Here is a 12756-nt window from a genome sequence, read left to right on the forward strand (position 1 = left end):
GGCCGCCCCTTACTGTTTTCACTTCACCAATTCCATCAATTTACCGAAACTGTTCACCACGTCGTACTTCACGTTCTCTGGTGCGTACTTCCTGTTGATCTCGTCGAAAAACTTGCGGGCGCACTTGATCTTGGTTTTCTCGATCTCATTGAGAACCATCGACGACATGGAGCCCTTGGTCTCGGCCACGAAGTACACGTGTTTGACTGTGCCTTCCTTGAACGACACGGCCCAGTCTGGGTTGTAGTCACCAACAGGGGTCGGTATCAGGAAGCCGCGAGGCAACTTGGCGTACACAACCACCTCAGTGCAGGTGTCCAGCTCTTTCACGAAGTCTCGCTCGATCCCGGAATCCGTGATCACGTAGTCGTAGATGTGCCGCTTGAGCTTGTCACCAGCTTTGCTGAAGTCCTGCTTGGTCTGACCTGCGGTGAAGATGTCGATATCAAACTTGTCCTCGACAGGGTCGTAGGCCAAGTGTTCGATGATCATCGTTGCCTTCTGCTCGTTGATCAGCCGCACGGCTTCGGCGATGAAGCTCTCGGGATTGGTGCGGAACTGTGCAAACACCGCGACGCTGATTCCCTTCAGGATGTCTGCCGTCGTGCGTCGTGTCAGTTGCGTGCCTTCAGCGATCTTGCCGATGAGGTCGTACTTCACTGCTGAATGAATTGACTGCTTGTTGTACTCGACTGTCGTTTCAGCAACCTTGAAGCCGTCTCCACTCTTCAGCGCATCAGCCGTCACCTGATCAACTTGCTCACCGGTTTGAATCGTGTACTGCAATGGCGTCACGCGAAGGCTCTTGTCCAGTTCGGTAATGGCCTTCTTCACCAACTCCGCTGAATCAAAGTCAACGCTGTACGCAGCCTTGCGATTGATCCGGTTCCACAGTTCCTTGAACTCCTGCTTGTCGAAGTTGCTGTTGAGCGGGTTCTTCTTGGGGCGACGGTCATCGCCAATCTCAAACATCTGGCTATCGCTGAAAACGCTGTCGATCAGTTGGTACACCTGTTCAGCATGAGCCTGCAGTTCCGGGGGCAGCGGTGCCAGAGTGCCTTCCTTCTTGGCCTCGTGATATGTGCCCGTGATGCGGTCGGTATCGTCGCTGTAGTCGTTCTTGAGCAGGTACTTGTAGATCTGCTTGGCCAATTGCGGCGTGACTTCGACATTGCCTGTGGGCGTCTTGAGCACCTTGCCGGTGAAGTAGGCTTCGTTGGCCACCTTGGGGCGGGCAGACAAGGAGTCGCTGATATCTTTCTGCAGCGCAGTGACGAACTCCTTGAAGCTTTCGCTCGCCACCACGGTCAGCACGTTGACGTCATGGACGATGGCCGGATGATCCACCCGGTCGCCGAGCTGATTGACAGACAAGCGCAGACCACGACCGACCTCTTGTCGGCGTGTCACCTCGTTGTTGTAGTCGGGGTGCTTCAGGAAGCAGATGACGAATACATTGGGGTTGTCCCAGCCTTCGCGCAGGGCCGAGTGCGAGAAGATGAAACGTACCGGCTCTTCGAATTTGAGAAGTTGCTCCTTCTTTCGCAGAATCAGGTCATAGGCATCCACATCGTCGGACAGTCCTTTGTTTTCACCAGTCTTGGCAATGCTCGGGTCCACGTCGCGCTTGGTCTTCTTGTCGATGGAGAAATACCCGCTGTGCGTCTTTTCCGCCGCAATTCCCTTCAGGTATTTGATATACGGCGTTTCATCCAGATCCAGCACCTCGTTCAGGTACTGGCTGTATTCCTCTTCAAAGATCCGCGCGTAGTCACCTTTCTCGTCCGCCACCGAGTAGTCACGGTACTTGACCACTTCATCGATGAAGAACAAGGTCAAGACCTTGATGCCTTGCTGGAACAGCGTCTGCTCCTTGTCGAAGTGCGCCTTGATGGCTTCCCGAATCTGGATGCGACGCAGCGACGCTTCGTTCACGTCCCCGGTGGCTTCGCCAACAAAAAGCTCAACGCCGTTGGTGAAGCTCAAGGTGTCGGTATTGGCGTTGATGTCCGCGACCACAAACCCACGGTACTGATCCAGCTCGTTTGAAAAACCGTCGGAGAAGAGGTTGTCACCCTTGGAAAGCTTGCGCACCACGCGCTTGATCTCGCCACTCTTCAGCTTCTGCTCGAACTCAACACGAGCCACAGGCGCTTTGCTCGAAATCTCGATGGACTGCAGGTACAGATAGGCATTGGTTCCCGCCAGCCCCTTCACTGAGATGCCGCGCACGGCAATCTTCTTCACCAACTTCTGGTTGTAGGCATCCAGCGCGTCCAGCCGGTGGATCTTGTTGTGCGTAGTCTTGTGGGTGGCCGAGTAGCGCAGCACCATCAGCGCCTTGAATTCCTCCAAGGACTTCAGCGTTGCGGCACCTTCCATCTTTTGCGGCTCGTCCAGGATCAGGATCGGGCGGTTGGCACTGATCACATCAATCGGCCTACGAGACTGGAAGTCGTCCAACACGTCATAAATGCGCCGGTTGTCAGCGCCACGGGCAGCAAATGCCTGCACGTTGATCACCATCACGTTGATGCCCGCGTCCGACGAAAAGCTCTCCAGGTGGTGCAACTGCTTGGAGTTGTAGATGAAGAAGCGCGCCTTCTTGTGATACGTCTCCAGAAAGTGCTCGGCCGTAATCTCCAGCGACTTGGCCACACCCTCGCGGATGGCAATGCTCGGCACAACGATGATGAACTTGCTCCAGCCGTACTGCTTGTTCAGCTCGAAGATGGTCTTGATGTAGCAATACGTCTTGCCAGTGCCGGTTTCCATCTCGATATCGAGATTGACCCTGCTGACCTTGGTCTTCACCAGTTCGGATGACTGCGGCAAGTTCTGTTGATGCTGAACCTGGGTGATGTTTTCCAGCAGTGCAATATCGGTCAGCTTCAGGTCGGCGTTCTTGAATCCGCCCTCCGCAAACAGATCCTCGACGCCTTTCTTGGCCTTGCCCGGATCGATGCGGTAGCTGATGGCCTCCGCCGTCGCGGGCGGTTGCCCTTTGAAGCAGTCGACCACGGCTTGCACCGCCGCTGTCTGATAAGCCTGCGTTTTGAATTTGAGTTTCATCACGCGCCCCTCAGATGCATTTCACTTCGGTGGCGGGCGACAAGAGCTTGAAAATCTGCTCAACGTTGATCTTGACCGCGCTGTTCTTGTAGCCCGCGTCGCGGAACACCACACGCAGCGGCAGATGCTTGGCCAGTTCCTTGACGAAGGCCTCGTCGATGCTGCCGCTGGCGTCGAAGCAGGCGGCTAGCGCATTGCCATCAACAAAGAATACGTCTTTGCCTTGGATGGACTGCATGGCAATGGGCAGCGCTAGATCGACGCCCCAGTCCAGCATTACCTGGAACAGCAGGTCTTCCGGCGAACGGTCTGGCTTGATGTTGTCGACGAACAGATCGAGCGAGGCTTTGTCTAGAGCATCAGGCGCGTAGTAGATGCTTGCCATGTTGGATGAATCAACTTTAAGCACGCGGAAGCCGACATCCTTTGTCCAATTCTCATTAAATTTCGCTTGCAGAACCTCTTTCCCTGCTCTGCGAAGGCGCTCCTTTGTAAGCTCCGCAATATTTGCCTCAACACCAATCTGTTTGCAGAAGATCGCTGCACTTTTTTGGGTGTTGTTGTCTTCGGACAATGGCTCTGGGAGTTGGATTGCAATGAACTGACGAGTGCCTCCGTCTTGGGCATTTGCCTTCAGTGTCGCGTGGGCAGTTGAACCAGACCCCGCAAAAAAGTCGAGGATGATTCCGTCCTTCGCTCCCGCAATGGCAATCATTCTCTCGATCAGCCGAATAGGCTTCGGCGTTGAGAATACTTTCTGCCCAAGCAGTGCAGCTGTTTCCTTCTGGGCTTCGTCGTTGTGTCCACACTCCTCAAACGTCCACCACGTCGGTGGAACAATTCCTTGCTGAACCTCTTTGAGGTAGCGCTTTAGTCGCGGCTTCTTATAGGATTGATTAGGCCCCCAATACAGCCTGCCCTCACGCTCAATTTCCAAGTGCTTTTCCTTGGAATATCGCCAGACAGCGTGCTCTTCTGGCCACACCTCCTCACCAGTTCGAGGGTGTGTAATCGAATACCAGAGGGTCGGGCGCTCATCTTTGGATTTGTTACTAACGTAATTGTCAGAAGCCCACTCACCCCGGGGGTCATTATCTGGGTTGGTATATCGCGCGTTTTGCTCTGCTTTACGCGGCAGTAGCCCCCTGACAAAGGCTTCAGATTTTCGATAGACCAAAACGTGGTCATGCATTACTCCAATCCCAGGGTCATCATTGGCGACCGCATACTTCTTTTGCCACACGACGTTTGCCAAGAAGTTGCTTTCCCCGAAGATTTCATCTCCTATGCGCCTCATATTGGCCACTTCTGTGTCATCAAGAGTCAGGAAAAGAACCCCGTCCTCGGAAAGAAGATTTTTAGCCAGCTTAATTCGCGGATACATCATCGAAAGCCAATCAGAATGAAAACGGCCATTCGAATCTTTATTGGCGACAAGCCGATTTCCTTTTTCATCGACTTGGTTTGATTTCCTTAAGAATTCTTCGCTGTTCTCTGCGAAGTCATCCTCATAAATGAAATCATTGCCCGTGTTGTAGGGCGGGTCGATGTAGATCATCTTGACCTTGCCGAGGTAGTTTTCCTGTAGCAGCTTTAATGCATCGAGGTTGTCACCTTCGATGAACAAGTTCTTCGTGGTGTCAAAGTCCACGCTCTCATCGCGGCAGGGGCGCAGCGTCTTCGCGATTGGAGCGTTCGCCGTCAGCAATGCCTCGCGCTTTCCTGGCCAGTTCAGGTGGTAGCGCTCTTGCGGCCCTTCCACAATTGACTCGGCAAGCTCTTGCCGCAACTGGTCGAAATCCACTGCCAACTTCACGCTGCCGTCTTCGCCCTTGGCCTCGGTGACGCAGCCCGGAAACAGGTCACGAATGCGGGCGATGTTGTCCTGCGTGAGATTGGGTGAATGCATTTTTAGTTTTTCCATGTTCTTTTCCTCTGGACGCCAGTGGTTAGCGGCTCACAATTCAAGTTCGTATTGGTATGGTTAGTCGCCTTGTTGCCAGTCCTGGCAAAAGTGCGTGCGCAGACTTTCGATGGCGGATGGCAAGGTGCCCTGGCAGGTCACACCCAAGTAGGTGGCTGCGCGGGTGGTGCCGACGTATAGGTATTTGTCGAACAGCGCCGGGTGTAACGTGGCGAGCTGGTCAATGCCGACAAAGAACACCGCCTCAAATTCCAGGCCTTTGATGTGCTGGATGTCGAACACGCGCACGTTGCTTTCCTGCCCCACAGCCTGGCCCTCGCGGCAGGCGATGACCTGGATGTTGTGCTCCGCCAGGGCGGCGTTCAGCGCGTCGGCCACCGGAGCAACGTCGTCCTCGGTATTCACAAAAATGGCAGTGGATGGCAACTGGCCGACAAAGCGCTCAATCTCGCGAATGCGATCCGCCAGCCAACCGACAATGGCTTCTGCGTTGGTAGCGTGTTCCAGCAAGGCTGGCGCAACGCCCACACTGTCCATATACGCAGGCAAGCTGGCGTCTTGCTCGGTACCACCGACGGCGCGGATCATGGCGCGGGCCAGATCGTTCAGCTGCTTGCTCTGCCGGTAGGAGACGGTGATCTCCTTGATGTCGAAATCGGCGAAGACCCACTTCAAGTCGTCGGCAGAGCGTGCGCCCCAGGTGGTCAGGCGTTGATTGAAGTCGCCACAGGCGAAGAATGAGCGCAGTCGTGGATGCGCCAGCGCCGCCATGCTCGCAAGCTGGATGGGCGAGAAGTCCGTTGCTTCATCCACCAGGATCTGGTTGCGGTAATGCCCCTGGATGGGCTGGAGCGATGACCACGCGGGACTATCGATGTCGCGCTGCACATTGGGCCGACTGATTAGATCGCTTGCAGCGCGCAAGATCGCGAGCAAGACGATGTCCAACTCCAGCGGGTGGATGTCGCGCGCCTCAAAGCCTTCGTGGCGATACCAGGTGTTTGCCGGTTGGCGTTCGCGCCTGAACGCACGGTAGCGCTTGGGGATGCCGTCGAGGTAGCGCTTGACCGGGTTGACGAAGCGGCGGGCACTGGCCTGCACCAGAAGGCTTGCCCCCACCTCGGCGCGATCCGCTTCTGTCAGACCACGATCCCCCAACCACTCGATGATCTTGCCGTTGCGGGAGGCTTTGCTGACTGTGCGCTTCGATGCTGCCGCCCGGGCTTGGGCACGCACGGCTTGCATATAGGCATTGAGCGCGGCGGCACGGCCTGTGCGGGGTGCCGTGGCGTCTTCCTCCTCATCAGCGTCGGGGTCGTCCTGGTCGTCCGCATCAGTCGCTTGCGCCTGTTGCAGGCTGTCTATTACGCGAGCCAACTCATCCAGAAAGGCTCGGTTGCGGTTGAGCTGCAGGTTGAGCGCGGCCTTGATCTTGCCGTCGGAGCCTTCCTTCAGGCTGCTAACGAGTGCCTGTACTTTGGCAATCTCCATCGCCAGCGAGCCAAACATCGCCGCCAGTGCGCCATCGGCCGCCCGCGACAAGATGTCTTGCAGACGTGCGCCGAGGCTCAGGACTTCGGGAGTTTTGGCTTCGTGGAGCTGAGTCGCGGCATCATGCAGCTCCTGCAGATAGGCCTTGCGCTGCCATGTGTCGAAATCGTCAAACCACTGGATGGGATGCTCTAGTGCTGCCTCGCTCAGGCTGGCCAATCCGTCTTTCAGGACAAAGGTACCGCCGCCAGAAGCCGTTCTGAGGACGCCGAACGCGTTTCGGGCCAGCTCGCGCCGATAGTCCTGCCACGTTCTGATGCGCAGATCCGAAGCGGGAACACCTTCCCGCGCAAATGCCTCCTTGAGGTATTGCTTTAGCAATTCCGTGGGTGTGAACATCAGCCAGCTGTTGGCGTGTGCAATGCCCTGGGCTGAGGCAACTGTTTCGACCAGACGTTGTTCGCCTTCTTCCAGGAAGGCCGTGTCGAGTTTTTGGCCGAGGCGTCGGATCAGGGTGGTTGTTTTGCCTGTACCGGGCGGGCCCAGGATCAACAGGCGCTTGTCGAGAGGGAGACGGAAAATTTCGTCCTGGTATTGATCGAGGATGGGCTGATCCCGCAGTCCCATCTTGGTAATGACGCTGCGGCGAACGCCGTCGATGATGTTGGCCTTGACGGTCTCCTCAGCCAGCAATTGACCAAGAATGTCTTCGGTGGCTTCTTCCCCCGCAACCTCGGTCAGCAGAGCTCGTAGCGACTCGATGGTGAACGGCCCGAAATCCTCGGCTTCAACAACGGTGTCGCGAGAGTCCCACCCATCGGCAAGCGCATTGGGCCGAAGCTGGGCTCGCTCAAGAACCTCAACGACAGTTCCATTGGGAAGCGTGAACTCTGCGCCAATTGCCAACGAGGCCAAGCGCCCAACTGGCGCGCGGTAGCTGGCTAAATTAGGAAAGCCCGATACCGGAGTCGTGCGGCAGATGTAGTAGGTTTTTTCTTCTCCCTCTTCATCGACCACCACAACGCGGGCGATGGCAGGCTCTGCCACCAGCACCTGATAGCTTTCGCGGTTCGCCTGACTGATCTGATCCAGCCTTTGAATGGCTGAACTGGACGTCATTGTGTTGATGCTTGCCAGCGCATCCGAGCCCAGTGTCCGCCCATCGTGCAGCTTGCTCTTGGCCGTTTCGGCGATGCTTTCGAGTTGCGCCAACGCTTCGCCAGCGACCTGCTCGATGTGTTTCCTCGATTCGTCATTCAGGCTCTGCGTCATGCACTCTCCCTCCCGGTCAATTCTTCAAGTTCGTTTTTAAGCTGCCGCAAGTGCGCGTTGATTTCTACCTTGCGGTTGAATTGCTTTTCTTTGGCAAGTCGGCTGGCGGCTTTCTCGACCTCACGCTGCTTGGCTGCAACCTGTTCAACGCGGGAGACCAAGTCAGCGAGGCTTTCTTGTGGGCGCGCGGGCGTGGGGATCAGGCGGTGAAGCGCCTGCTCATACAAGCCGCCCAAGTCGAGTGCCAAGGGCATGGCGGCGCGCTCGCAGTCACTCGGCAACCAGGTCGTCGCAAAGTAGTCGCTCAAGACCCAACGGCTGGCGTCTGACTCGTTCGGGCGCTTGTACGCGGCAATCACCTGCGTTCGGCCATCAAAGCTCAGCTCGAAGATGATGGGAAACTGCACCGCGCCATCGATGCAGCGCAAAACGTCCAGATTCAGCTCCGATGTCTTGAGCTGGATTGAGAAAATCTGAAGCTCTGGCACTCCCGGCTTGGCGGGCAGGTTGATCGTTTCCGGTGCCAACTTGTATTGCCAGACGATCTGCTCCACCTGCTCGACGAACAAGTCCTTCAGCTTCGTATTGGCACCGCTGTGTTCGTAGATCTTGTTCTTTGGCAGGGTGCGGCCAAAAGCGGCTTGCTTCGGGTAGTTGATGAACGCGGCATTCGACTCGAATCGGGCGGGCAGACTCATCCGGCCTCCTGAATCACGAGGAAGGTGATCAGTTCGAAGTCGTCCAACCCGGCGATGGTATTGACCAGTGCGGTGGTCTTGCCGCCGCTGAACAGGCTGTCCAGATCCTTCTCCTCCTTCACCTCAATCATTGAGCGGATGGTCTTGCCAAGCAGGTCGGAGTACACCTGCATCTTGCGGCCATCGGCCGTTTCCTTGTTGAACAGGCGGCAGGCATCCGGAATGGGCTGGGCTTGCCCCTTGCAACAGGTGCGCACCAGATCGAGCAGGCGCTTGACCTCGGTGTGGTCGTGAATGACTTCACCCTCGCGGTTGATGTAGACGAGGTAGTAAGGGTGCAGCCGGTTGTGCTGGCTGACATTGACGCTCGGATTGCGGTTGCGAAGCGTGAAGATCACGCCCGGGCGCAGGCCCAACTCCGGCTTGGCAGGCACCACGGCGTGCATCCCGCTTGGCACGTTGCTCAATTCACCATTGGCCTTAACGTAGTTGAGCAAGTCCATGCGGAAGTCATTGAGTCCGAGGTCAGTGATCGACACGCCAGTCTTCAGGTCTTCCAGCTCGATCACTTCCTCTTGCAGACGACGCAATTGCTCCTTGCGATAAGACACGTCGTTGGCTTGGGCGCTCAGCACGTTGTCGTCGCCGGTGGCCGTGACGTCGGCAATCATCATCCGGCTCTCAACCCGCTCCTTGAGGTTGATGTACTCGTCGAGCGAGATGTCTGGCCAGTAGTTGACCAGCTGGATACTGCTGTTGGGCGAGCCGATGCGATCCACACGGCCGAAGCGCTGGATGATGCGCACGGGGTTCCAGTGGATGTCGTAATTGATGAGGTAGTCGCAGTCCTGCAGGTTCTGGCCTTCAGAGATGCAATCAGTCCCGATCAGCAAGTCAATCTCTGCCGGTTCGTTCGGCAGCACGATGGCTTTCTCCTTCGAACGCGGCGAGAAGAGGGTGAGCAGTTCCTGGAAGTCGTAGCTCTTCTTGAGCGTGGACTTCGGCGCACCTTTGCCGGTGACTTTCGCGCTGTGCAGGGTCTGTTTGGCTAGCAACTCCGGAGCCAAATTGGCATACAGATAGTCAGCGGTGTCTGCAAAGGCGGTGAAGATCAGCACCTTCTTGTTGCCGGGATTGATCGGTGCTGCGATCTTCTCGAGAACCAGTGCCTTCAGGTGCTGCAGCTTGGCGTCATCGGCAGGTGTGATCTTGTTCATCGACGCCAGCAAGGCATCAATGATTTCCAGATCGACCTTCAGCTCGTGCTCCCAAGAGGGCAAGTCCATATCGGCGAGGCTGATCTTGACCTTGCCGCCGATCTCGCTGTCCCCAATGGTGGGCAGGTCGTCGTCGTCCGCGTCGAGGTTTTCCAACTGGTCGGTCAGGTCATCGATGCTGGCGACGTTGCCGGTCTGATTGAACGTGCTGATCTTGGCCAGCGTATTCGTGTGGTTCGCACGCAGGGACTGGAGCGTCAAGCGGAAGGACTCAATCGAGCTTTCTAGGCGCTTGAGCAGGTTGGTGGTCATCAACGCCTGCAGGCTCTTTTCGCGGTCGGCTTGCTTGAGCTTACCTTTTCCACCTGACACCTGCGTGTCGTACATCTCCTCGTACTTCTTGAGCCGACTTGGCAGGATGTAGCTGATCGGGGCATACACGGCGAGCTTGAGCAGGGACAGTTGCTCGAAGATCTCGTTGAAGCTCATCACATCCGTTCGCTGCGTGAGCGGACTGTGGAACGACAAGGGTTTGCGGCGCTCGGGGAATTGGCCGATGTCCTTGGTGTCGTAGAAGGTCTGGATGTGCTTGCGCGAGCGTGCGATGGTGACGCTGTCGAGCAATTCGAAGAAGTCGAAGTCCAACGAGTCCAGGATGGCCCGCGCTGTGCGCTCTTCCGGTGGAAGCTTTGCCCATGCGTTGAAGCTGGCCTGCGCACCACGGAAAATGTCCTCTACCGTCTTGCCGGTGCGCAGCTTCTTGCTGAGGTTTTCGGAGTCGCCCTCGTAGGCCAGTGCCAGTTGATTGCGCAGGTCATTGAAACGGTTGTTTACCGGGGTAGCCGAAAGCATCAGCACCTTGGTTTTCACGCCCTCCTTGATGACCTTGTTCATCAGCTTCTGGTAGCGGGTTTCCTTGTCCTTGTAGGCGTCGTTATTGCGGAAGTTGTGCGACTCGTCGATGACGACGAGGTCGTAATTGCCCCAGTTGATGCGGTTCAGCGGTGTGCCAAACGACTCGCCGCTGGTGCGGCTGAGGTCGGTATGACAAAGCACGTCGTAGTTGAACCGGTCGCGGGCAAAGATGTTGGTCTTGAGGTTGCGGTTGTAGTTCAGCCAGTTGTCCGCCAGCTTCTTGGGGCATAGCACCAGGACTGACTTGTTACGCAGCTCGTAGTACTTGACGACCGCCAGGGCCGTGAAGGTCTTGCCCAAGCCAACGCTGTCGGCCAGGATGCAGCCGCTGTAGGTTTCCAGCTTATTAATGATCCCAGTGGCCGCATCTTTCTGGTAGTTGAAGAGCTTGTTCCAGATGAGCGTGTCTTGGTAGCCCGTGCGGTCGTTCGGCAGGACATCCTCATTGATGTCGTCCAGGAACTCATTGAAGATGTTGTAGAGCATCAGGAAGTAGATGCTCTCGGGCGAGTTTTCCTGGTACACGGACGCAATATGGTCGCAGATCTGCGCCGTCACATCCTCCAGCTTCTCGGGGTCCTGCCAGATCTGGTTAAACAGACTGAGGTAGGTCGCCGTAAAGGTCGGCTCGTCCATCTTGTTGACGAGGTTGGAGACAGCGTTGCCCTGCTGGTAGCCGAGATCGACGGCGGTAAAGCCGTGCAATGGCATGTAGGCAGTTTCTGCGGCGGCAGCCTGAACACAGGCGAACTGCTGCATCGGTGCCTTGCTGCGATTGGACTTGAACGTTGCCTTACGCCGCATCCAGTCCGCGCACTCTTTTGCAATTGCGCGCTGGGTCAGTTTGTTGCGGAGCTGAATCTCGAACTCACTCCCGTACAGACTCCGTTCGCGGTCAGCCTTCGGGATGTGGAATTCTTTGCGTTCCTTGCGAATCTTGTCGGTGACCTCGTTGGCGGTGAACGTCGGCGAGGTAAAGATGAATTGGAGCTCGTCGATTTTTTCCAGCTCTGCTTTGAGCGCTTCAAACGCGTACATTGAAAAGCAGGAGGCCGCGATCTTCAGGCGAGCACCGGGTTTGAGCGTCTGCTTGAGGTCGTCGCCGAGCAGGCGGTTGATGTTGTCGATTAGTTCCATCAAGAGTCCGCCTTCGTAGTGGCGCTATAGCCCGGTGCCAGTACGGCATTTTTCACGCCGTAAATCGCGAGATGATCTTTGAGCCATAACCGGTACTCCGGTCCACGCAGGCAATGATCGGGCGAACAGTCGACACTCCATTTGCGCAGGATGTATCCAGCCGTGGCAGCGCGCAGCTTCATACGCAGCACGCCGTCGCGCATGCCGTAATCCATTTCGGTGATCTCCGGCCGGGGCTGATCCGGGTGGGGCACCAACTCCAGTTCGACGATCCGCGTCCACTGAATGTCTTGATCGCTCATCTCATGAGCTGCAACTGGCTGCCCCTTGAGCACGACGGGGTTCTTGATCCGTGTAATGACGAAATCCCGGAACTCCTGAGACTTCCGGTCGAAGGCACGGACATGCCACCGCAGGCCGTTGTCGATCAGCGCAAAGGGGACGACTTCCCGCTCTGTACAGCCGCTAGATATTGAGTAGTACTCAACGCCAAGCGGACACCCCTGATGGATCGCCCGGGTCACGCTTGCCAGCACATCCAGATCCGGGTGTGTAAGCCGTGAGGGGCTCTCGCTGGCCACCCACGCCTTGAGCCGCATCGGCTCGCCGTCGCCAAAGCCCTGCGTCAGCCAAGACAGCACCCGCTCCGGAGGAAAGTCGAAGATGGGGCGAAAGTCCGGCCCCAGGACGTAGGCCTTGCCTTTGGGGTCATAGTCGATGTTGCCCGGAGACAACTCCTTATAGAGCGCCAAATCCCGGGTTGCCGCTGCGGACTGGATGCCAAACCGCGCAACCAAGTCCTGCCGACGGATCTCCCCCACGAAGCGCACACGCAGCTCAATGAACGCGAGCCGGTCGCGCTGAGGCTGGGTCAGTTCTGCAAGTTGGTCTTTGGGCATTCCTGAGTGCTCTATCGGGTTAACGAATACTTGTGCGGGTTATTGCGGGAAGTATATAAGCTGCTCTAGAATGTGGCAATGCAATGTTTTTGATTCTTGTATGCGTTGCATTGTGATGACCACATGACGGG

Annotated in this window: 6 protein-coding genes; all 6 read right to left on the reverse strand. The window is 56.7% G+C overall.

Translation table 11 applies throughout. The features are described from left to right. Positions 1-18 precede the first annotated feature (18 nt). Genes VFW72_RS15110 through VFW72_RS15135 form a run of 6 tightly spaced genes read right to left on the reverse strand, consistent with a single transcriptional unit; the run spans position 19 to position 12625 of the window. Positions 19-3072 carry a type III restriction-modification system endonuclease gene (locus VFW72_RS15110; RefSeq protein ID WP_329675115.1) on the reverse strand — a complete coding sequence of 1018 codons (3054 nt, stop codon included), beginning with the start codon at positions 3070-3072 and terminating at the stop codon, positions 19-21. Between the two features lie 10 nt (positions 3073-3082). Continuing rightward, the gene (locus VFW72_RS15115) at positions 3083-4996 is read right to left on the reverse strand and encodes a site-specific DNA-methyltransferase (protein WP_329675116.1); all 1914 of its coding nucleotides are present in this window, start codon (positions 4994-4996) and stop codon (positions 3083-3085) included. 60 nt (positions 4997-5056) lie between these two features. Next, positions 5057-7759 carry an ATP-binding domain-containing protein gene (locus VFW72_RS15120; protein WP_329675117.1) on the reverse strand — a complete coding sequence of 901 codons (2703 nt, stop codon included), beginning with the start codon at positions 7757-7759 and terminating at the stop codon, positions 5057-5059. Then, positions 7756-8457, reverse strand: a complete 702-nt coding sequence (locus VFW72_RS15125; protein WP_329675118.1) for a DUF4391 domain-containing protein — start codon at positions 8455-8457, stop codon at positions 7756-7758. The genes VFW72_RS15120 and VFW72_RS15125 overlap by 4 nt, the downstream gene beginning before the upstream one ends. After that, positions 8454-11726: a helicase-related protein gene (locus tag VFW72_RS15130; RefSeq protein WP_329675119.1), complete on the reverse strand. Its 3273-nt coding sequence runs from the start codon at positions 11724-11726 to the stop codon at positions 8454-8456. Before VFW72_RS15130 ends, VFW72_RS15125 begins: the two co-directional genes overlap by 4 nt. Beyond that, the gene (locus VFW72_RS15135; RefSeq protein ID WP_329675120.1) at positions 11726-12625 is read right to left on the reverse strand and encodes a helix-turn-helix transcriptional regulator; all 900 of its coding nucleotides are present in this window, start codon (positions 12623-12625) and stop codon (positions 11726-11728) included. The genes VFW72_RS15130 and VFW72_RS15135 overlap by 1 nt, the downstream gene beginning before the upstream one ends. Between the last annotated feature and the right edge of the window lie 131 nt (positions 12626-12756).

Origin of the sequence: Aquabacterium sp., assembly GCF_036273115.1 — a bacterium.
Taxonomy (GTDB): domain Bacteria; phylum Pseudomonadota; class Gammaproteobacteria; order Burkholderiales; family Burkholderiaceae_C; genus Aquabacterium.